17 protein-coding genes are annotated in these 22,495 nt (G+C 42.7%); 3 read left to right on the top strand and 14 right to left on the bottom strand.

What is annotated here, in order from left to right:
* Positions 1 to 16 precede the first annotated feature (16 nt).
* The 7 genes from ilvN to pxpA form a co-directional block, all read right to left on the bottom strand.
* Positions 17 to 547: an acetolactate synthase small subunit gene (gene ilvN, locus BW980_RS10355; RefSeq protein WP_076455147.1), complete on the bottom strand. Its 531-nt coding sequence runs from the start codon at positions 545 to 547 to the stop codon at positions 17 to 19.
* Positions 548 to 898: 351 nt separating this feature from the next.
* Positions 899 to 1,462, bottom strand: a complete 564-nt coding sequence (locus BW980_RS10350; protein WP_245800034.1) for an O-methyltransferase — start codon at positions 1,460 to 1,462, stop codon at positions 899 to 901.
* 46 nt (positions 1,463 to 1,508) lie between these two features.
* Complete coding sequence (ilvB, locus tag BW980_RS10345; RefSeq protein ID WP_076455145.1) at positions 1,509 to 3,242, bottom strand: biosynthetic-type acetolactate synthase large subunit; 1,734 nt, start codon at positions 3,240 to 3,242, stop codon at positions 1,509 to 1,511.
* An 82-nt stretch (positions 3,243 to 3,324) separates the two neighbouring features.
* Positions 3,325 to 5,001, bottom strand: coding sequence for a dihydroxy-acid dehydratase (gene ilvD, locus BW980_RS10340; RefSeq protein ID WP_076455144.1), 1,677 nt, complete (start codon positions 4,999 to 5,001; stop codon positions 3,325 to 3,327).
* Between the two features lie 425 nt (positions 5,002 to 5,426).
* On the bottom strand, positions 5,427 to 6,266 hold the full coding sequence (locus BW980_RS10335; RefSeq protein ID WP_076455143.1) for a 5-oxoprolinase subunit C family protein: 840 nt from the start codon (positions 6,264 to 6,266) through the stop codon (positions 5,427 to 5,429).
* Entirely contained in the window at positions 6,259 to 6,996 is a 738-nt protein-coding gene (pxpB, locus tag BW980_RS10330; protein WP_076455142.1) for a 5-oxoprolinase subunit PxpB, read from the bottom strand. Before pxpB ends, BW980_RS10335 begins: the two co-directional genes overlap by 8 nt.
* Complete coding sequence (gene pxpA, locus BW980_RS10325; protein WP_076455141.1) at positions 6,993 to 7,736, bottom strand: 5-oxoprolinase subunit PxpA; 744 nt, start codon at positions 7,734 to 7,736, stop codon at positions 6,993 to 6,995. The genes pxpB and pxpA overlap by 4 nt, the downstream gene beginning before the upstream one ends.
* 282 nt (positions 7,737 to 8,018) lie before the next feature.
* Between pxpA and BW980_RS10320 the strand changes: the two genes are divergently transcribed.
* Positions 8,019 to 8,462 (top strand): hypothetical protein, encoded by a 444-nt coding sequence (locus tag BW980_RS10320; RefSeq protein WP_076455140.1) that lies wholly within the window; start codon positions 8,019 to 8,021, stop codon positions 8,460 to 8,462.
* Between the two features lie 17 nt (positions 8,463 to 8,479).
* A complete protein-coding gene (locus BW980_RS10315; protein ID WP_139327652.1) occupies positions 8,480 to 9,043 on the top strand; it encodes a hypothetical protein in 564 nt (187 codons plus the stop codon).
* An 862-nt stretch (positions 9,044 to 9,905) separates the two neighbouring features.
* On the opposite strand, the gene BW980_RS10310 is transcribed toward BW980_RS10315, so the two are convergent.
* The 6 genes from BW980_RS10310 to BW980_RS10285 all read right to left on the bottom strand — a co-directional run bounded on the left by BW980_RS10310 (position 9,906) and on the right by BW980_RS10285 (position 19,537).
* Positions 9,906 to 11,441, bottom strand: a complete 1,536-nt coding sequence (locus BW980_RS10310; RefSeq protein ID WP_076455138.1) for a YifB family Mg chelatase-like AAA ATPase — start codon at positions 11,439 to 11,441, stop codon at positions 9,906 to 9,908.
* A 51-nt stretch (positions 11,442 to 11,492) separates the two neighbouring features.
* A complete protein-coding gene (locus BW980_RS10305) occupies positions 11,493 to 13,892 on the bottom strand; it encodes a penicillin acylase family protein (protein WP_076455137.1) in 2,400 nt (799 codons plus the stop codon).
* Between the two features lie 469 nt (positions 13,893 to 14,361).
* The gene (locus BW980_RS10300) at positions 14,362 to 16,329 is read right to left on the bottom strand and encodes a protein-disulfide reductase DsbD family protein (protein WP_076455136.1); all 1,968 of its coding nucleotides are present in this window, start codon (positions 16,327 to 16,329) and stop codon (positions 14,362 to 14,364) included.
* Positions 16,326 to 17,633 (bottom strand): tRNA lysidine(34) synthetase TilS, encoded by a 1,308-nt coding sequence (tilS, locus tag BW980_RS10295; protein ID WP_076455135.1) that lies wholly within the window; start codon positions 17,631 to 17,633, stop codon positions 16,326 to 16,328. Before tilS ends, BW980_RS10300 begins: the two co-directional genes overlap by 4 nt.
* Before the next feature lie 61 nt (positions 17,634 to 17,694).
* Positions 17,695 to 18,993, bottom strand: coding sequence for an anthranilate synthase component I family protein (locus BW980_RS10290; RefSeq protein WP_076455134.1), 1,299 nt, complete (start codon positions 18,991 to 18,993; stop codon positions 17,695 to 17,697).
* Between the two features lie 10 nt (positions 18,994 to 19,003).
* A complete protein-coding gene (locus BW980_RS10285; RefSeq protein WP_076455133.1) occupies positions 19,004 to 19,537 on the bottom strand; it encodes an NADPH-dependent FMN reductase in 534 nt (177 codons plus the stop codon).
* 220 nt (positions 19,538 to 19,757) lie between these two features.
* Between BW980_RS10285 and BW980_RS10280 the strand changes: the two genes are divergently transcribed.
* Positions 19,758 to 20,942, top strand: a complete 1,185-nt coding sequence (locus tag BW980_RS10280; protein ID WP_076455132.1) for a heparan-alpha-glucosaminide N-acetyltransferase domain-containing protein — start codon at positions 19,758 to 19,760, stop codon at positions 20,940 to 20,942.
* Between the two features lie 86 nt (positions 20,943 to 21,028).
* On the opposite strand, the gene lpdA is transcribed toward BW980_RS10280, so the two are convergent.
* Positions 21,029 to 22,435: a dihydrolipoyl dehydrogenase gene (gene lpdA, locus BW980_RS10275; RefSeq protein ID WP_076455131.1), complete on the bottom strand. Its 1,407-nt coding sequence runs from the start codon at positions 22,433 to 22,435 to the stop codon at positions 21,029 to 21,031.
* Between the last annotated feature and the right edge of the window lie 60 nt (positions 22,436 to 22,495).

The following is a 22,495-nucleotide window of genomic DNA, read 5'->3' as shown; positions in this document are numbered from 1 at the left end:
ATTGAATATAATTTTGTTATTTTTCTTGATAAAATTCATTGAGCAAAGCGGTAATCCGCATTTCCTCCTTAGATACCGAAATACGGCCCGAACGTACAAATTGCATAATACCGAAAGGCTTTAACTGATCGTACATTTCATCGATTTCGTTTCTACGTCCCGATTTTGCGATCACAAAAAAGTCACGCGCCACGGTAACGATCTGCGAGTTGTTCTCTTTTATGATATTTTGGATCTGTCTTTCATCGAACAAGAGGTCCGATGCAATCTTAAACAGGGCCGATTCTTGATAGATCGTTTCGTCGTCGGTATGATAAAAGGCCTTTATCACCTCGATCTGTTTTTCTATCTGACCTACGATATTGTGCGTCCATCGCTCGGTGGTATGCACAACAATGGTAAATTTAGATACGCCATCTATCTCTGACTTAGAAACATTTAAACTTTCTATATTAATGTGTCTCTTTAAGAAAATCCCTGAAATTCTATTCAGCAAACCTACATTGTTCTCGGAATATACCGATATGGTAAACCATTGTTTTTCCATTGCGTATTTTAATAGTATCTGATCGAGCGCAGTCGACAACCAAATTATTCAATTTTATTCGCCCTCAACTGCGCTCGAGGGTTATTATCTTCTTTATTTATTCGCTATAATCCGAATACCTTTGTAATCGGTACACCACTTATTCCCTATAAACCGTTCTTCTTTTGCTATATTAAGGTCAACTTATTCGAACCACAGCCGAAATCAAGGGTCTTTTTATGCGATTTTGGTGTTAAAATCCCTAGCAAGGCTTTTTTATAATCGTATACGAAAGCATGCTTATCGTTGTAAACTTGGGCATTTCAATTATAAACCACCCGACTTATCCTTACTTTTTTCAAAGACTTGTACCTATTTGGTTTTTACCGCAACGATCAGGCCTGTAGACCAGTTCAACTTGGTCAAAACAAGATCATCCCGACCTTCCAAATACCCCACCAAACGCCCTACGTTATCTTCATGGCCTTCAGGCCAATTGGGTTGGGCCGTCATATCGTCCACAATATAAAAACCTCCTATAGTCAAAAGACGAAGCATTTCATCTATTTCACTGTATTTTCCAGGCCAAGCATCGGCAAAAATCAAATCGAAATGCGCCCCTTCATACGAACGGATCCACTCCGATCCATCTTGACAAACCAACTCCACCCGTTTGTCGGCCCCAAAATAGCCCGATACGATCTCTATGAGATCACTATCACTGTCTACGGAAACCAAACGACTACCAGGCCCCATACCATCTATCATCCATGATAGGCTCAAGCCAATGCCCGTGCCCATTTCCAAAAATCTTCCATTGGGCTTTGACAACATCAATGTTTTCAACAAGCTACCGACATATAGATCGGAAGGCATGGTAAAGCCAACTTCCTTCGATTTTCGCTGAATCTCTTGATAGATTTTTGGTTGATCCATTATTTGGGAGTCGAGCATATCTCTAATCTATGAGGACAAGCCCCTATTATTTCAATCGTATTTCGGAAACAGAGGCACCGGAAGGAATCATCGGAAACACGTTGTCTTCCTTTTCCACCTTAACCTCTAGGAAATAAGGCTTATCAGAAGCGATCATTTCTTGAATGGCCGTTTTAAGGTCTTCCCTTTTGCCCACCCTTTTCGCCTCGATGCTGTAACCTTCGGCAATCTTAACAAAATCAGGGTTTACCATTACAGTAGAAGCATATCTCTTATCAAAGAAAAGCTCTTGCCACTGACGTACCATACCCAAATGATCGTTGTTCAATACCACAATCTTAACAGGAACGTTATGCTGGAAAATCACCCCAAGTTCTTGAATGGTCATTTGGTAGCCCCCGTCTCCGATAATGGCCACCACTTCACGGTCCATGGCACCCATTTTGGCCCCTATGGCCGCAGGAAGGGCAAATCCCATAGTACCCAATCCCCCGGAGGTAATGTTACTTTTACTCTTTTTGAACTTCGCATACCGACAGCCTATCATTTGATGCTGACCTACATCGGTAACGATAACCGCATTTTGCTCAGATGCGATGTTTATCTCCTCGATTACCTCACCCATGGTCAAACCTTCTTTGGTCGGGTGAATATCGTTCTTGATTATCTGATCAAATTCGATTTTATATTTTTCCTTGAACTCGTTATGCCAAGCTTCATGTGTATTCTCTTTGATCAACGGAAGCATTAGCCCTAAAGTCTCTTTAGAGTTGCCCAAAACCGCTACATCGGCATGGACATTCTTGTTTATCTCCGCCTTATCTATTTCAAAGTGAATGACTTTAGCCTGTTTGGCGTAGGTATCAAGACTTCCCGTAACACGATCATCAAAACGCATACCTATTGCTATAAGCACATCACACTCGTTGGTCAACATATTAGGCCCGTAGTTTCCGTGCATCCCTACCATACCCACATTCAAAGGGTGCTCACTATCTAAGGCCGAAGCCCCCATAATCGTCCAAGCTGCAGGAATACCCGATTTCTCGACCAAGGCCTTAAGCTCCTCTTCGGCCCTTCCCAAAATAACGCCCTGACCCCAAACTATAAATGGTCTCTTTGCATTATTGATCAATTCGGCCGCCGCCTCAATTGTTTCAACCTTTGGTTTAGGCACTGCATCGTAACTTCTTACCGCCGTGCATTTTTCATAACTAAATTCAAACTCGTCGATCTGGGCGTTTTTAGTGATATCCACCAATACCGGACCTGGTCTTCCCGATTTGGCAATATAGAAAGCCTTTGCCATGATTTCAGGAATTTCGGAAGCCTCGGTAATCTGATAGTTCCATTTGGTCACAGGAGTAGAAATTCCGATGATATCAGTTTCTTGAAAGGCATCGGACCCCAGCAAATGACGGGTGACCTGCCCTGTAATACACACCATGGGTGTAGAATCTATTTGGGCATCCGCCAAACCTGTCACCAAGTTGGTCGCACCCGGTCCGGAAGTAGCCATAGCCACCCCCACTTTACCCGAAACACGGGCATAACCCTGCGCCGCATGCGCCGCCCCCTGTTCATGTCGCGTTAAAATATGGGTAAGCTTGTCCTGAAACTTGTACAGCTCATCATAGACCGGCATGATGGCCCCGCCAGGATACCCATAAAGCAAATCGACCCCTTCGGCCAGCAGACAATGAATAATAGCTTCGGCCCCACTGATCTTCAGAGTTTCCTTCTTCGGGTTTTCCTGTGTTTTTATTTTTACTGTTTCCATAGGCCTTTAATCCTTAAATAGCTAATCTGCAGAGACCTCTCTGCCAAAACACCCCTCAAAAACAAGAGGTTCTTATTTGTTATTAAAATTCATCCGTTACACAACCCTGCGCCGCCGATGAGACCGAACGGGCATACTTGTACAACACTCCTTTTTTAAACTTCAATTCAGGGGCTACCCAAGATTCCTTGCGTTTTGCCAATTCTTCATCGGAAACTTCAACATTTATCGAGTTGGTTTCGGCATCGATGGTAATGATATCACCATCTTGCACCAAGGCTATGGTTCCACCTTCTTGTGCTTCGGGGGAAATATGCCCTACCACAAAACCGTGCGTCCCTCCTGAGAAGCGACCATCGGTAATCAGGGCTACGTCCTTACCTAGACCCGCACCCATAATAGCTGCAGTTGGCTTTAACATTTCCGGCATTCCCGGTCCTCCTTTAGGTCCTTCGTAACGTATGACCACTACATCACCTTTCTTCACCAATCCGGTACGAATACCATCGTTGGCCGCATATTCACTATCAAACACTTTAGCGGTCCCTTTAAACAACAAGCCTTCTTTACCCGTAATCTTGGCCACCGAACCATTTTCGGCCAGGTTTCCATAAAGCATACGCAAATGGCCCGTTGCCTTGATCGGCTTATCAAGCGGCATAATAACTTCTTGTCCTTCCTCTAAATCCGGAACATTTTCAAGGTTCTCCGCCAAGGTTTTACCAGTAACCGTTAAACAGTCACCATGCAACAAACCATTCTTCAATAAATACTTCAATACGGCAGGTATACCACCTACACGGTGAACATCTTCCATTAAAAATTTACCACTGGGTTTTAAGTCGGCGATAAAAGGTGTAGTATCACTTATATGTTGAAAATCTTGTAAAGTAAATTCTATATCCGCTGCTCTTGCGATAGCCAAAAAGTGCAGTACCGCATTCGTAGACCCCCCCATAATAGTGACCAATCGAATAGCGTTTTCCAAAGATTTTCGCGTAACGATATCCAAAGGTTTGATATCCTTTTCGATCAATACACGCATTTGCTTACCGGCAGCGATGCACTCTTGTTTCTTATCGTCGCTTATCGCGGGGTTTGAAGAGTTATAAGGCAAGGACATCCCTAGGGCTTCAATCGCCGAGGCCATAGTGTTGGCTGTATACATACCACCACATGCACCTGCGCCCGGAATGGATTTTTTGATAATACATTTATACTCGGTCTCCTCCATGGTTCCGGCAACTTTCTCCCCCCATGCCTCAAAAGCCGAAACAATGTCCAGTTTCTTATGATTATGGCACCCTGAAGCAATGGTTCCACCGTAGACCAAAATAGCAGGACGGTTCAACCGCAACATCGCCATTAACGCCCCTGGCATATTTTTATCACAACCAACAACGGTCACCAATCCATCATAAGACATCCCCTGAACCACCGTTTCCATAGAATCGGCAATCAAATCTCTTGACGGCAAGGAAAAACGCATCCCTGGCGTACCCATAGATATACCATCACTGACTCCAATCGTATTAAAGATAAGGCCGACCGTTTCTTTTGAATTGACCCCTTCTTTGACCAACTTGGCCAAATCGTTAAGGTGCATATTACAAGGGTTGCCCTCATAGCCCGTACTGGCAATGCCGACCAAGGGTTTATTGAAGTCTTCATCTTTAAAACCGATGGCATATAACATTGCCTGAGCAGCCGGTTGAGTTGGGTCTTGAGTTACGTTTTTGCTATACTTGTTAAGTTCCATTGAGAGATTTAAAATTGATTGTTCAGTTTACACTAAATGTTCTATATATTCAAAGGTATCGTTTTCTGTATTTCAGTATTTTCCATTGCGCTTCCCTATCTAAATCCAATAGTTAAAAAAATTACACAATACACTAAAGTACAGTCATTTAACTATTATTTTTTATCATATTCAATTCGTCTTCCATTAACCTTACCAACCGTATAACCACGGGGTTAAACCCCATCTGGCCACTAAAATTAAAAAGGCCTGTATCAATTTTACATGATACAGGCCTTTTCAAACAATGAAAATCTGCATCATTCCTCTTTTGGAATGACTCTCACAACCACGATAGTATGTGTGCTTATTTTCATCATAACAATATTACGCAAAATGAGGTTTTACGGCAATGAATAATCCGCAGAAATACACCCCTATTTTTACTAATTCAATTGAAATCGCACCTCATCTCCATACTTTTTCTGGGCCAGAACCGATATCGCCCTATCGGAAAGCTGTAAAACTCTCGGATAGCCACCAGTGGTCTGCCCGTCTTTCATCAAAATAATCAATTTACCGGAAGGAGTGAGTTGCACCGTTCCGGGAAGTGTCGCCGAGGTAATCATCGAAGTCTTGATGCCTATAATCTTTTCCTCCAATTGATAGGCCATTCTATTGTTTTCGTTCGCTATGGAGAATGCCTTATAAAACAACATCTCCAACTGCTTATCGGAAAGGCTGTCGTACTCCGGCCCTTTTGAAACGGTCAACACCTGTTCATCCAAAAAGGAGTCAACTTTCAATTTACTGATCTTTGGCTTAAAATCAGGGGAGGCCCCATAAGGCAACTCTTCACCGTCTACAAGATGGTTCTTTTTGGTTACGGAAGAAAATAAAGAACGACTACCCAACACCAGGGGTGTTTTGAAACCGCCTTTTATAGCCAAATAACAACGAAATCCTTTTTCAAGTTTTCCAAAGGAAAGGATATCTCCCCCAGAAACCTTGATTACCTCATAATTGGCCACAGGTTCATTGTTCAAGGTAGCACTCAATAATGCGCCCCCGATAGCGACATAGGTAGCTTCCTCAAAAAGCAAGGTTGGGCCGGTCATGGTTATTTCCAATACGGCCACAGCACTATCGTTCTCTAAAAGCTGATTTATTTTTTTCGCCGAAAAACTGTCCATACACCCCGCAACGGGCACCCCTTTGTCCAAAAATCCGTATCGGCCCATATCCTGTAACGTAGTAAAAAGTCCTGATTTAAGTATTTTAAGCATCTAACAGAATTTTTTCCAATTTGTAAATACCAACTTCACTTTCAATCTTATGCAAGTCGTATTCTGCCCTACTTACGGAATAGAACTGCACTTGGTCACCTACACTTACAAAGCAAGGCTCTTCTTCCTTAGGGTTGAACATCGGTACCGGACAGTTTCCGATAATGTTCCATCCCCCAGGCGATTCTTGAGGATATATCCCCGTCTGCTTCCCGGCCAAACCCACGGATCCCGCCACTACCTTCGGACGGGGCTGCGGTCTTCTATCGAACTCCAGTATTTCGGGAAGTCCCCCTAAATACGTAAAGCCCGGCAAAAAGCCTATACCGAATACCGTATAAACATGGGAGGTATGCAAGCTTACAATTTCACCTATAGACATTCCTGACCTCTCGGCGATTTCAATTAGATCTATCCCGAAGTCCAAATCATAGCATACGGGCAAACGCCAAAGCACACGCTGCCTATTGACCACTTTAATATCCTCGTTATACCAATTTTTAAGCTTCTCCTTAAAATCATCGAACTCTATCGGCTCTTCCCGGTAGATCAATGTAACGGAATTATAGGCCGGGACAATCTCCCAACGATCGCTCTTTAAGCAACACTCCCTCAAATACTGGGTAAACTGAAGAATATCTTCCAATATATCACGATCCACCCTACTTGGCCATTCCAGAAGAATGGCATGTTTACCAAAGGGCCGTATAGAAATAGAATACTTTTTCACTTTTCTATCAATATATTTAGGTGCGACAATTCCTGAGTAAGATACAATACTATTTGTAATGCACCTTGGGTATCCCCATGAACACAAAAAGTATCGGCAAGTATCTTTACCTTCCTTCCCGTAACCGTAACCACCTGCTGGGCCACTACCATTTCGGCTACGTGCGCCAAAACCTTTTCTTTAGACGTTATGAGTCCGTTTCCAAACTGACGGGAGACCAAACTCAAATCATCGTTATAGTTACGGTCGGCAAATGCCTCGTACTTCACCATAAACCCTAAACGCAGGGCCTCCTTTGCCACTTCGGAGCCATAGGGTACATATATAAAGGTCGTTTCCCTGTATTTTTCCACCGCCTTTAAAAACAAACGGGCCAAATCGACATCTTTAGCGATATCGTTATACAAAGCCCCATGGGCCTTAATATGGTGCATAGGCTTTCCCTTCTCAAGAAGCATTGCTTCCAAAAGGGATACCTGCCCCCTGATACTATCTATCAGCTCGACATCGGGCATCTGTATAGAAACCCTACCAAAATTAGATTTATCGGGATAGGAAGGATGTGCCCCCACTTTTACATTATATATATGCGCAAGACCTAGGATATCGGAAATACTCTGTGCATTACCAGCATGCCCTCCACAAGCCACATTACACGACGAGATCAAGGGCAAAAGATCTTTTTCAAGACCTACACCTTCACCCACATCACTATTTAAGTCTATATAACCTGGCTTCATTTTTCGTCTTTGAAATTTCTAAAGTACTCATAATCTTTTAGACGGCTAAAACCTTAAAATGGTTTCTAAAATAAGGCAAGAGTAGAAATTCGACTACCTTTCCCCCCTTCATTTCACAACAGTTTTAACATTTTTTAATGTCGTTTATCTAAAAAATTGCAGTTCATCTAAAACTAGGGTGTCATATGTCGAGAGTGTATAATATCCGAAAAAATTACGGGTTATTATTATCCCAAATCGAACTCCCCCACATTTTAATCGGGGCCAAATTGACCTACTGAAATGAAGTGCTTAGAATGTAACAGAAAGCTTGGCTACACCGACCACAAAAATTCGATGGACGAATTAGGTGTTGAACTTTGTAGTGAACACCGACCAAGGATGAAAAAACTAATGGAGACAAACAACACCCCTCGAGAGGCCATACAACTGTATTATGGACTCAAAGAAGCGGGCGTGAGCTCAATGCTTGAATGGTGGGACGGTAAAAAGTCTATCGACATTGCCATTTCAAGGGTCAAACTCAATATAGAAATCGACACAGAATACCATATGATGACCCATGAACAGGCCATCAACGACCTTGAAGAGGCCATGCATTCCTTTCAAAATGGTTTTACGACCATAAGAATTCCCCATGTCCTGATAAAATATTATCTTAAAGAAACCGTTACTAATATTCTAGGGATAATGGAAGGCTTGCGCGTACATATCAAAGCGATATAAACCAAAACCTTAATACCATGCCACATACTACAAAGATCTTAAAGATTCCTTTAAGAATTTCGATTGCTATTTTGCTATTGGGCATGTTGTCTCGTATCTTCCATTGGCCACACGCACCCAAGGCCATATTAACGGCCTTTATAGCCATTCTCGTGCTATATGGAATTCGCTTTTACAAAAAACAAACCAAAGAGTTTATAGATTATGTAAAACTGATAATGGTGGTCAGCTGGACCCTCAACGGTATTTTTAGGGTATTAGACCTTCCCTTTACCCTACTCTTTCAAATTCTCATTGCCATTTCTTTCATTACATGGTTTATTATGGAAGGAACCGCTTATTTCTTGGACGAAGACCGCAGGGCCAAAAACAGTATGGCACGCGTCATATGGAATTTTGCCATGGTCATAGGAGCCTTGGCCATTATTGCCGGAAGTCTATTGAAGATATTGAACGAAACATACGCCATACCCCTTATGGCCGTAGGAATAGCCATTATCGTGGCCTACATATTGAAAGACGTATTCGCCGCCAGCAAGAACGAAAAAGAAGACCAAGGCAACGAGGAGTATCAATTATAAGCACGCTACACCAATTTTTTCTTCCGATTTTCTTAAAAACCGATTTCTCTCGTGTTCACAAAAGGTGCCATTCGAGCATTATTTCCTCCTTTATTTTACCCCCTCCCCCAGCTCTCACCTCTATAAACCGAGAGACAAAAGTCACTTTATTCCGTTAAAAGGATAAGTCGACCATTGCCTTTTAAAGAACTCACATACCTTTTGTCGATCTTTTGGTCACCCATCGAATATAAGCCCCCTTTCCCGAGCCGTATAAACACAAAACCTTAAGTTTTCGTTTTACTATCAAACAATTGCTATGAAGGAAAAAACTACCCTTAACGACTACCTCGTTTATATTTTTTGCGCTTTTTGTTTCTTATGGTCCCTTTATGTGATATTCTTTGCTAGTACCCACTAAAATTACTGATAATCAAAAAGTTATACGAAAATTCAAAGAATACTCACATACAAACGATTATAAAACAAGACACTTTTAACACAACTCGATGTAATTCAAATCCCAAATAACAAATAAAATAACCCAAAAAATGTGGGGATTTTCTTTAATATTTTACAATCACTTACTCATATTTTTGCTGCGGAACAACACCAGCAATTTTATGAAAACAAAAGACAAACTTACTTACGTTTATGTAGCATTCAATGTAATTTTTATTATTGTTATGGCCATTTTTCTTTATAAGAACCAGCCATTTTAATAATTAACCATCTATTTTCAGAACATGCTTGCCCCATCTCACTAATGAAAAGATAGTGCTTTTACACAAGTTTTGAACAGATCAAAAAAGCAAGAGGCCGTAATTTGAAAATTACGGCCTCTTGCTTTTAACAGCCTATAAGGCCATATGATGGCAAGCGATCAACCCAGCCAACCTTCCCTATCTAGACTGCGATACTGAATAGCTTCACCAATATGGTTACCACCTACCTGTTCCACACCTTCCAAATCAGCTATGGTTCGCGCCACTTTTAAAATTCTGTCATAGGCCCGGGCCGAGAGATTGAGCCGCTCCATTGCATTTTTCAACAATGCCTTGGAAGGCGCATCCAAGGTACAGAATTCCCGTATTTGCTTGGTATTCATCTGGGCATTGTAGTGTACATTTTCTATTTCGGCAAACCGCTTGGTTTGAATGTCACGGGCCGCCGTCACCCGTTTTCTGATTTCTACACTGCTTTCCCCCTTTCTATCTTCCGATAGTTTTTCAAACGGAACCGGGGTCACTTCGATATGGATATCGATACGATCTAACAAGGGGCCCGATATTTTCCCCAGATACCGTTGCATTTCAGCAGGAGAAGATGTCACGGGAGCATCGGGATCATTAAAATACCCTCCGGGACTCGGGTTCATACTTGCCACCAGCATAAAGCTACTGGGATAGGTAACGGTAAAACGTGCCCGTGAAATGGTGACCTCACGATCCTCCATAGGTTGACGCATTACCTCCAGCACCCTACGTTCGAACTCAGGAAGTTCATCTAAAAACAGAACCCCATTATGCGATAAGGATATTTCACCCGGTTGCGGGTAACTTCCCCCACCCACTAATGCGGCAGGACTGGTCGTATGATGCGGGCTCCTAAAAGGACGTTGGCTCATCAGGCCCATATTCTTTATTTTCCCCACAACACTATGGATCTTTGTTGTTTCCAAAGCTTCATGCAAGGTCATTGGCGGCAGTATGGACGGCAAACGTTTGGCCAACATGGTCTTTCCGGCTCCTGGGGGACCTATTAAAATAATATTATGACCTCCAGCTGCAGCAATCTCCATACATCGCTTGATACTTTCCTGCCCTTTGACATCGGCAAAATCATACTCGGGAAAATCCAAGGCCTTATAAAACTCCTCTTTGGTATCTACTATGATTTGCTCTAAGGGTGTTCCTTTATCAAAGAAGGAAATGACCTCACTGATATTGGTAACCCCATACACCTTTAACCCCGGTTCTATAGCCGCTTCTTTGGCATTTTCCATGGGAAGGATAAATCCCTCAAAGCCTTCCTCCCTAGCCTTGATAGCAATGGGCAAAGCTCCCTTTATGGGTTGCAGACTCCCATCTAGCGATAGTTCGCCCATAATGATATACTTATCAAGGTCATTGGACTTTATTTGGTTCGAAGCCGTTAAAATACCGATGGCCAAGGTAAGGTCATAAGCCGAACCTTCCTTTCTTAAATCGGCCGGGGCCATATTTATGGTGATTTTTTTGCCCGGTATTTTATACCCATTGTTCAGTAAGGCAGCGGCAATACGGTAATTACTTTCTTTAACGGCATTGTCGGGAAGGCCTACCAAGTGGTAACCTACCCCCTTGTCTATATTGACTTCAACGGTAATAGTGGTTGCATCAACCCCAAAAACCGAACTTCCGTAAACTTTCGTTAGCATTGTTTTGGTTGTTTAGAGTAACTATTTATCGATTAAACCATATTCTCCCCCTCAATCCATATCGGCTGGTTTAAATATGAGTAATGATTCAGACGTTTTCACGATTTCCTCCTTGTTCATCATCATCTTTCGAAACTCCCCTTTGATATACATTTCCGCCTGATCCTTGTAGTGAGGACTAAACGGATTTCCACTTTGGCCGGTAGGTAGAATACTAATGGAGTTCTCCACATCGGAAAAGTCGATAACCCGCCTTGTGGATGGACCTGAACTGACCTTGTAAATTCCATCTTCGGTGTAGGGAAAATACATATTGTTTATAACCTCGCGACTTCCGTTGACCGGAAAGGGTCCGACATTGAAATATGGCCTAAGGGATTCGAGTTGCCCTATAGGATGGGCATGCTCTAAGGTGTGTACCCTATGCCATTCCCATTTTGAACTATCTTGGCCCAGCGAAACGCTTAAGGCCAACCAAGCCTGTCTAAACGCCTCCGTAATGATGTCTGACGGGGTTTCACGGGCCTCAGTAGAGATATTATCCCACCAAATGGAATTTTCATTGACAATAATCGGGGCTATGGTCCGCTTTAAAAAATGGGTGTTTTGCATGGCATCGAACAATGCCTTCCCCAACTCATCTTGAAAAATGTTGCGCAATACCAAATACAACCAGCGGTGATACACCGTAGCCTCTATACTATCCAAGGGATAATCCCCCTTCCACTCCTTAAGCTTCCCAACGATTTCGAGTTGCTCGGCATTCAAACCTTCCGTATCGATCTTATCGAGAAGATTTTTTACTATTTCGATATTTACCGGTGAAGTTACATCATTGATCATTTTACTGACCGACCGTATATCCCAATCATCTTTCGCATCCAGCAACTGAACAATTCGCCTGGCCCGATTTTCCGGAAGGTAATAGCCGGGATACAACCTTCCCCCTATAGAATCGGGTTGATTATTGGCCGAATAGACATAATGCGATTCGGGATTGATCGCATGGGGATTATTACTAAAATCGAGATATTGCTTTAGCGTTGGCAAACCTTCGTTTGGCTCGAAAATGAATTTGGTATTTACACTATCGGGTATATGGTACAATTTTGCCGAGGCCCACCAAGCTACATTTCCTTCTACATCACCATACATAATATTGAGGCCCGGGGCATGAATATCCTTTAAGCTGTTTTCAAATTCGGTACGGTCGCGCGCATGCGACATCTCATAAAGGGCGTTTAAAACCTTATTTTTAGCCTCGGTGTACACCCACCACATAGACACCGGCCGGTCTCCCGCTATTTGATCCGCCAAACCGTTCAGAATAGGTCCACGATGTGTTTTTTTATACGAAAACCGTACATCTTCGGCATCTTTTACCTTGATGGTCTTATACACCGTTTCGTAATTCACCCAACTACTCCCTTTTCTATACTTCTGGTAATCCGTAGCATGGGTTTCCTCATAGTAAAAATCGATATCGTCGTTCTCGAACATGGTCATACCATAAGCCAAGGTTCTGTCGTGCCCCAATAAGGGAAAAGGCACCCCTGCCAAATGGTATCCGTATTTTTCGTAACCAGGTGTACTCACATGGGCTTCGTACCAAACGGAGGGTTGGGAAAAGCCAATATGTGGGTCATTTGCAAAAATAACCTTGCCGTTCTTGGTCTTTTCCGGGGAAAGTACCCAGCTATTACTCCCTTCAAACAGGGGAATGGAAAGCCTTTCCAACGAAGCCATTACCCCATCCACAACATTTCGCTTAACGGAATCGGCAGCAGCAAGGGGAGAACTTTGAATTCGCAGTGAAGTGGAATCGGAATTGATCGGCAAGTCCCTAATATATTCATACCCCAACCTATCCTTGATCTGGGTCAATAAAGGATCCGTTTTATGGGCCATGGCAAAACTAAAGGCCATATACCCCATAGTATTGTAAACATCCTTGAGCTCGAACGGCTCTTTATCTATTCCGGTCAAATAAAACTCAATTGGGGTAGCCCCTTCCGCTATAAACTCGTTGACCCCATCTAAGTAGGCCTGGGACAATTGAACCGATATTTCATTTTGATTTAGTTCAGAAACCGTCTTAGCGGAAACATCATCTACCCCAAGGGCCAAAAAAAACTTGTCGGTCTTCACCAATTCCTCCCCGAAAACTTCGGCCAACCTACCACTGGCAATTCGCCGCAACAATTCCATTTGCCACAAACGGTCTTGGGCATGTACATAGCCCAGTGCCCTGAACGCATCCATCTCATTTTCACCATAAATATGGGGTATACCAAAAGTGTCGTAGTAGACCTGTACGTTTTCCGTTAAATGTTTTAGTGCTTTTTCGCCATCATAATCTGGGGTCAATTGCCACGCGAATAGACCTAGCACCACAGCCAGCAGGCCGATTATCAAAAGAAGCCCCCTTCCTAACCGTTTTAGTATTTTCATTCAAAATCAATTTTTTTAAGGAAATATAAGAATTATTTACAAGGCACTTGAAATTGATCGCCGAAGGGTTTTTCTGTTTTTACCGGTAATCACAACACCACTTCCGTATTATAAAAAGCGAGAAAAAATATTTCAAAGACCCGAAACCCTCCTAAACAACAGCGCCTTCAAAACTGTTATACTTAAGCCCACCTTTTAAACCATCAACAAAAATACAGTCAACACTTACAACAATTGTTTTAAATTTAACATTTCTTGTTAAAAAATTAAGATTTTGGCCGCCAATTTAAAAATTAGCCACGAATAAAAAAATTCCGACAAAACTTCCTTAAAAGAAATCTACCCATCAAATTCACACTCAAATCGTTCTTTTGACAGGCTAGACCTAGACACCAAAGGGTATTGTAGACAAAGGACGATGTGAAGAAATATCGCCCCGACTGCCCATGTAACAAATAGGGCCTCTTATTTATTTTTCCTTATAATGGTCCAATCCGAACTGGAGCCATTTACGGTACGTTTCCGAATCGGTATACTGCACCGGATGGTTCAGAATTTCCAGGTCAGGGGTCATCAACACGTAAAAGGGCTGTGAGGCTGCATTAAAATTGACACTTTGAAAAGTACCCCACTTCTGTCCTACGGTTTCAATGTGTTTGATTCGTCCACTATCATATTGAAAATCGAATTTTTCAGCCTCAGGAAGTTCTTTTCGATCATCAACATAGAGGGATATCAATACATAGTCTTCGTTCAAAATAGAGTAGATATCAGGTTCGCCCCATACATTCTCCTCCATCTTTCGGCAATTGACACAGGCCCAACCCGTAAAATCCAACAGTATAGGCTTATCTACCTTCTTGGCATAAGCTACGCCCTCTTCAAAGTCCTTAAAACAATTTATCCCCAAAGGGCAATCGCTTTCAGTTTCCGAAACGCTGTAAAATGCAGGAGGGGGGAAACCGCTTAACAACTTGAGGTTGGAAACCCCTAGGAGTCCCAATAAAATATAAATGGAAACCCCCATAGCCATTAAGCCCACCGCCTTACGACCCATAGAGAGTTTTGTTTTAGGACCGTCGTGCGGAAACCTAAAAATACCGAAGAGGTAGAGCGTAAGCAAAACGAACAGTACCACCCAAATCGCCAAGAAAATTTCCCGTTTTAGAATCCCCCAATTCCCGACCAAATCCGCATTGGAAAGAAATTTAAGGGCCAAGGCCAATTCCAAGAAGCCCAACACCACTTTTACGGTCGTCATCCATCCTCCTGATTTTGGCAAGGAATTCAACCATGCCGGAAAAAGGGCAAAGAGCGCAAACGGCAAGGCCAGGGCCACACCAAAGCCGGTCATACCAGCGGAAAGGTTCATAGCCACATCACCTTCCTCCAAAACCGTACTCCCCAAGAGCCCCCCTAATATAGGTCCCGTACATGAAAAGGAGACTATAGCCAAGGTAACGGCCATAAAGAAAATACCGATAACCCCTCCAATTTGCGAAGAAGCAGCATCCATCTTGTTCGCCCAAGAACTCGGCAAGGTCAACTCATAATACCCAAAAAAGGAGAAGGAAAAGAACACGAAAATCAAAAAGAAGGCTATGTTCAACCAAATATTCGTTGCGATCGTATTGAGAATTTGCGAGTCTACCGAATCGAAAACATGAAAGGGCAGACTGAGCAAAAAGTATATCAGTACGATAAAAAAGCCATACAAAAGGGCATTTACGATTCCCTTCGACTTTTGTTTTGAATGTTTGGTAAAAAATGAAACCGTAAGGGGAATCATAGGAAAAACACAGGGCGTCAACAATGCGATCAAGCCTCCGAGAAACCCAAGGCCAAAAACCATCCAAAGACTTGAACCCGTTCCAATATCTTCCTCGACATCCTTCAGGGCATCCTTGTTCTTCAAATCGAGCTTTAACGCAGATGAAAGCTGTTTACTACGTTCATCTATTGTTTTGTTTTCCGTTACGGCAACCCCTCCATCCAAGACAAAACTAAAATCCTCATCCACAGGTATACATACCTCTTTACAGATTTGGTAAAAGAAATTGATATCGATTTGGTTGACACTGGGGTCGAGCAATCTTATTTTCTGGGTAAAAACAGCGCTTTCCTTAAAGAAAGTCTCATCGACTTCAAAAATATCACTGTATTCCACCACGGTTTCACTTTCGGTCGTTTCCCCTAAAAGCTCATAGGTTTCGCCGGCTTTTTTATAGGTAAACTCACTCGGTAAGGAACCGCCTTCGGAAGTAAATTGCGAATAAATATGCCACCCCTCGTAGATATCGCCCTTAAGAACAAGCTCATAGTCCGTATCATTGATCTTGCGTACCTCTTGCGACCACTTTACAGGGTTGTCGTCATCTTGACCGAATAAAGACAAAAAACTAAAAAACAGGGAGATAAATACAATTATATGCTTCATTGGTTTAATGTAATCTTTATAATATCACTGGTGTGTTCCGACACTTTAAAACGTTCATCGGCCCTACGCCCGATAACCCAAACAATAGCATCGCCCGAACACAAAAGCCACTGTGCCTCTTTCGAAACCACATCTACTTTTTCGTCCTTAAAATACTTCGACAGCTTTTTCTTGCCTGTCATTCCTAAAGGATAAAAGTAGTCGCCTTTTTTCCATTTCCTTATCGTTAACGGATACTTTAACGCTTTTTTATCTATGTAAAGTGTATTTAGATCAGACTTAACATATTCATCTACCTTTTCGATTTTTAGGGAAACAGGTTCGCTTATCAGGGCATCCCCTTCATCAATATGGAATTCATTAACATCCGGTGCTTCCTTGGCTACCAAGCGAAGGTAATCACGATCTTTTACCAAACGATAGTCTTTTGACCGTACTTCCTTTCCGCTCATAGCCGATAAAAGATTTTCTACATCGTTCCACTCCGTAAAACCATAGGGTTTAAAAAGCAGGTACAGATAAGTGGAAACGGGTCTCAGCCGTGATAACTTTACCGTGGAAACACGTATTACACCACCATCGTCCTCAAAAAGCCGTGATTTTAAATCGGAAATATGATGCTCCAAAACAAGGGCTGTCTGGGAAAGGTAATTTTGGGTTTTTTGGAAATTCGCCAAAAAGGCAGGATTCAATTCTTTTAGGGCGGGAACTATCTCATGCCTGATCTTGTTTCTTAAATACTTGGTATCGGCATTACTGGCATCTTCTCGCCAGACCAAACTTTCTGCTCGGGCATACGATAAAATCCACTCCCTTGTAAAATGCAGTAAAGGTCGGGAAAGATTATGGGACTTTACAGGTATTCCGGTCAAACCATCTATGCCCGTTCCCCGGGAAAGATTGATCAAAAAAGTTTCCAAACTGTCATCGGCATGATGGGCCGTCACTAAAGTCTTTATGCCTTCCCTATCCATAATTTCAGAAAACCAACGATACCGAAGCTCTCGGGCAGCTATTTGAATAGATACTTTATTTTGACTCGAGTAAGATTTTGTATCGAAGTGGTTTACATAAATTTTTACCTTATACTTTTTAGCTAAATCCCTTACCAAACCTTCATCGGCATCACTTTCAGCCCCCCTCAGGTTAAAATTGCAATGGGCCACAGCAAAATCAAGATTCACTCGTGCACACAGATGTAAAAGAACCACACTATCAACACCCCCGGAACACGCCAATAAAAAGCGATTATCGACCAACTCCGTAAATTGACCTTCTATATGTTTTTTAAACTCTTCCAACACGGTTCAAAGGTAAGCAACAATTAGAATCTTTTTAAATGTAAACGCTTTATGAAAGTTGATTTCAACTCTCTAAAACTTCACGCATGGCCTTCGCCTTTAAAAGGCATTCCTCATACTCCTTTTCCGCCACGGCCTTTGCCGTTATCGCCCCTCCTACCGAATACGAAACATACTCCTCCGATGCATTGTACAGTATACTTCGGATCACCACATTAAAATCGAAATCGCCATCGGGGGTAAAATATCCTACGGCCCCACTGTACAAGCCCCTCTTAAAAGCTTCTAGCTCCTCGATTATTTTCATGGCCGAGACTTTTGGCGCCCCGGTCATACTTCCCATAGGAAAGGTCCCTTTTACCAAATCTACGGGATTTGCCCCAGGGGCCACTTCGGCCACCACGGTAGATATCATCTGATGCACCTGCTCAAAGGTATACACCTTACACAACTCCTCAACCCGAACACTTCCCTTAATGGCGTGCTTTGAGAGGTCATTACGGACCAAATCTACGATCATAATGTTTTCGGCCCGTTCCTTCGGGTCGTTTTGAAGTTCATTGACCAATTGGGCATCGGTCGAATCTTGCTGCGAGCGCCTGGCCGTACCCTTAATGGGCTGGGAAATGACTTTATCGCCCTCCTTACGCAGATAGCGTTCCGGTGAGGCCGACAGCAAGAACTTATCGTACATTTTTAAAAACGCCGCAAACGGCGCCTTAGATATAGCATTTAGTCTTTGATAAGTTCTATAGGGATGTATTTTGGTGTTTTCGGCATAGAACTCTTGACAAAAATTGGCTTCATAGATATCCCCTCTATGGATGTGGGCCAACATTCGCTGTACCTGACGAAAGTATTCGTCCTTAAAAATACGCAGTTTGATACGTATGTTCTTAGTTTCGGAGCCTTCCTCTATATTGGGACAATCACCTTCGGAAATAGCCTTGAAATCCAATTGGATCTCATCATCGACCATCTTGAGGTAGTCGAAACTCACGGTATCCCCTATAATCTTGATAATTTTTTTAGGCTGAAAGAAATACAGCTCAGGAAAATGCAACTGATCCGCATTTTTTGAAGACAAACGCTCAACATCATTCTTAAGATCATAGGAGAGGTACCCAAAAATATAGTCATTGGTCAACACCTGATACTCCTTAAGCTTTTCAAAAGCCCCCTCACTATCGGTTTGAAGCAAAGTGAGCGCATCTACCGCCAGAAGCGCATCAAAAGCCCCATAACGATTGTTGTGCCCGTTGCCATCTAACCAAATGACATCGTCATATTGTTGGGCCCATAGCAACAGTCCCTCCTTAAAACTTTCGATATCGGAAACGACAAACGAGCTATTGGTGCGCAAAAGAATGGTTTTATAGTTTACCCAAAAATTGGTTTAAAGCCTCGCGATGTGCTTTTGCCAAATCAGCGGAAACAATACCCCCCTCCTTACTGAAGGTTTCCCCAAACGACGGCAATGAGAAGCTTGCAACAACTTCGGCCCCGAAACGAGGCAACACATTTTTGGTGGTTTCCAAAGCGCTCATACCCCCTCTTCTTCCATTGGAAGTAGCCATCAAAAAAACCGGGGTATCCTCCAAAAACTTACGTTCGACCCGAGACAACCAATCGGTAAGATTCTTAAAATACGCCGACGGGGCGCTATTGTGCTCATTCACCGAAATAATGACCCCATCCGCCTTCACCAGGTCTTCCTTAAGCTCTACTAGGGAATTCGAGTAACCGTTCTCCCTTTCATAATCCTCACTGAACATCGGAAAAGGAAAGTTTACCATGTTCAACAATTGCACCTCATGGTCTTTTATGAGCGATGCCGTATACTTTACCAATTCGTAATTGATAGATTTAGAGGAATTGCTTCCCGCGAATGCCAGTATTTGAGCCATATTTTTAAATAAAAGGTGTTTTGGCGAAATTATAGCAAATACGACTGAATTGCGAGTATTTTATCTAATTTTGCTGCAAAAACATCCAAACCCCTTGTTTTACAAGTATATAGACCAAAGATTTTTGCTCGACCAGAAATATCAAAAAAGAACGACTGTACTAAAAACGGAAGTTCTGAGTTATAATGAAGGTTTTAGGTGTTAGTGAAATTGTTTTAACGTGGATAAAAAGACAAAAAGACTCTACTTTATAGATGCTATGCGGGCATGGGCCATTCTAATGATGCTACAAGGGCATTTTATTGATGGTTTGCTAGACCCCATGTTTAGGGACACTTCAAATGTCGCTTTTAATATCTGGAAATACTTCAGAGGCATAACCGCTCCGGTATTCTTCACCGTTTCAGGCTTTATATTCACCTTCCTACTCATCAAGGGAGATAAAACCGGACTCCAAAACCCCAGGGTCAAGAAAGGGGTCAAGAGAGGTCTCGAACTCCTATTTATAGGCTATTTACTGCGAATGAACCTTTTTGGCCTTCTACAAGGCAAGATTTACGATTCGTTTTATTTGGTAGACGTATTGCACTGTATCGGTCTTTCCTTATTAGGAATTATAGGCATATACCTACTCACCCAGAACAGAAAGAAATTTGTCTTTCCAACGGTGTTGCTAGGAATCACCCTTACGCTATTCCTTTTTGAACCGACATACAAAACGTGGGGCTTTTCATTTCTACCGGATGCCTTCGCCAACTATTTAACCAAGAGCAACGGTTCCGTTTTCACCATCATACCTTGGTTCGGTTACGCCGTTTTCGGTTCGTTTCTATCGGTCGTATTCACCAAGTTCAAAGATTTTAAATACCTCTATTTTGTAGCCATACCGCTTTTCGCCGCCGTGGGCATGGTCCTCGTTTCGTATTCATCCAAGTTGTTTTTATTACTTTCACAAGCAACGGGATTACAACTATTTGCAGATATTTATTTCAATAATTACTTATTCATAAGACTCGGTAATGTTCTGGTTGTTTTTAGCATTTTTATGCTTATACGCGGAATACTTAAAAATAGTACCCTACTCAAAATCGGACAAAGCACCTTATCGGTATACATTGTTCACTTTATTATCCTTTACGGAAGTTTAACAGGAGTGGGACTCTACCGGTTTTTCCACCACTCGCTCACACCTGCCGTAGCGATTTCAGGAGCCTTGTGCTTTATGATCATATGCACCTTTACCGCACTTCGCTACGAAGCCAATAAAGAGGTGATACGGCTCAAAATAGCTACATCGCTAAGGTTTGCCTTGGTAAAGGGCGAAGTATTGGCGACCAGCGGATTCCAGACCGCCAAAACCCTATTCTTTAGATTACTTAGACGGGTCGGCTGGGCAAAGAACTGACCATGACCACATTCCCTTAAAAAAAAGACATAAAAAAAGCCCCGGATGAACTTTCACCCGGGGCTTTTTATATATCGAACCCAGATTTAAACGTGCAAGGCACGGTTATCGGTAGCGGCAAGGGCCGCTTCTTTTACAGCTTCCGCAAATGTCGGATGCGCATGGCTCATTCTAGAGATATCTTCCGCAGACGCCCTGAACTCCATGGCCGTAACCGCTTCGGCAATCAAATCGGCAGCACGTGCCCCGATCATATGCACACCTAAAACTTCATCGGTTTCCTTATCGGCCAAGATTTTTACAAATCCGTCCAGATCCATACTGGCACGGGAACGTCCCAAGGCCCGCATTGGAAATTGACCTGTTTTATACGCCACGCCGGCTTCCTTCAATTGCTCTTCCGTTTTTCCGACAGAGGCAACCTCGGGCCAAGTATAGACCACACCCGGTATTAGATTGTAATCGATATGAGGTTTTTGCCCCGCCAATTGTTCGGCAACAAAGGTTCCTTCCTCTTCGGCCTTATGCGCCAACATCGCACCTTTGATCACATCGCCAATGGCGTAAATATTAGAGGTACTGGTTTGCAAGTGGTCGTTTACTTCAATTTTTCCACGTTCATCGATTTTAACTCCCGCCGCTTCTGCATTCAGTCCATCGGTATACGGCCTACGCCCTACCGACACCAGACAATAATCGCCTTTTAACTCTACCTCTTGTCCTTTTTTATCATCGGCCTTAACGATGATCTCATCGCCTTTTCTTTCAACCGATTTTACTTTATGCGATACATTGAGTTTTACTTTTTGTTTTTTCAAAACCTTGGTTAGCTCTTTTGAAAGTCCCGCATCCATGGTCGGAATAATACGATCCATATATTCCACTACGGTAACTTCGGCACCCAAACGCTTATACACTTGGCCAAGTTCCAAACCTATTACCCCACCACCGATAACGATTAAGTGTTTCGGGATTTCCTTCAACTCCAAAGCCTCCGTAGAGGTTATGATACGCTCTTTATCAATCTTGATAAAAGGAAGCGTAGAAGGCTTGCTTCCGGTGGCTATGATGGTGTTCTTGGCCTCGATAGTTTCCGTACTGCCATCATTTTTCTTGATATTGATATGCGTGGCGTCCTTAAAGCTTCCAAATCCTTCAAAAACATCGATTTTGTTCTTGCCCATCAAGAACTTCACACCATCGCAAGTCTGTTTTACCACGGCGGCCTTTCTTGCGATCATCTGCTCAAGGTTAACTTTTATCTCACCGGGTATATCTATACCGTGCTCTTCAAAATGCTTTATCGCATCTTCGTAATGGTGCGAAGAATCCAACAAAGCTTTTGACGGTATACAGCCTACATTCAAGCAAGTACCGCCCAACGTGCTATACTTTTCGATAATTGCGGTTTTCATGCCCAACTGCGCGCAACGAATGGCAGCAACATACCCTCCTGGTCCTGAGCCAATAATGGCCACATCGTATGAACTCATAAAATTTTCTTTGTGTTTGAAATACAAAATTAACACTATTTTCCGGTTTGAGGTATCCTT

Source organism: Zobellia uliginosa, from assembly GCF_900156625.1.
GTDB classification, from domain to species: domain Bacteria; phylum Bacteroidota; class Bacteroidia; order Flavobacteriales; family Flavobacteriaceae; genus Zobellia; species Zobellia uliginosa.
Note: the sequence above shows the minus strand (reverse complement) of the source record. Positions and strands in the feature narration are given on the sequence as shown.

Bases quoted from the DNA above. Each gene is read 5' to 3' on its own strand.
- ilvN (WP_076455147.1), bottom strand. From the start codon at position 547: ATGGAAAAACAATGGTTTACCATATCGGTATATTCCGAGAACAATGTA.
- BW980_RS10320 (WP_076455140.1), top strand. From the start codon at position 8,019: ATGAAGTGCTTAGAATGTAACAGAAAGCTTGGCTACACCGACCACAAA.
- BW980_RS10300 (WP_076455136.1), bottom strand. From the start codon at position 16,329: ATGAAGCATATAATTGTATTTATCTCCCTGTTTTTTAGTTTTTTGTCT.
- BW980_RS10315 (WP_139327652.1), top strand. From the start codon at position 8,480: ATGCCACATACTACAAAGATCTTAAAGATTCCTTTAAGAATTTCGATT.
- BW980_RS10305 (WP_076455137.1), bottom strand. From the start codon at position 13,892: ATGAAAATACTAAAACGGTTAGGAAGGGGGCTTCTTTTGATAATCGGC.
- BW980_RS10285 (WP_076455133.1), bottom strand. From the start codon at position 19,537: ATGGCTCAAATACTGGCATTCGCGGGAAGCAATTCCTCTAAATCTATC.
- pxpA (WP_076455141.1), bottom strand. From the start codon at position 7,736: ATGAAGCCAGGTTATATAGACTTAAATAGTGATGTGGGTGAAGGTGTA.
- BW980_RS10310 (WP_076455138.1), bottom strand. From the start codon at position 11,441: ATGCTAACGAAAGTTTACGGAAGTTCGGTTTTTGGGGTTGATGCAACC.
- lpdA (WP_076455131.1), bottom strand. From the start codon at position 22,435: ATGAGTTCATACGATGTGGCCATTATTGGCTCAGGACCAGGAGGGTAT.
- ilvD (WP_076455144.1), bottom strand. From the start codon at position 5,001: ATGGAACTTAACAAGTATAGCAAAAACGTAACTCAAGACCCAACTCAA.
- BW980_RS10335 (WP_076455143.1), bottom strand. From the start codon at position 6,266: ATGCTTAAAATACTTAAATCAGGACTTTTTACTACGTTACAGGATATG.
- BW980_RS10350 (WP_245800034.1), bottom strand. From the start codon at position 1,462: ATGGATCAACCAAAAATCTATCAAGAGATTCAGCGAAAATCGAAGGAA.
- ilvB (WP_076455145.1), bottom strand. From the start codon at position 3,242: ATGGAAACAGTAAAAATAAAAACACAGGAAAACCCGAAGAAGGAAACT.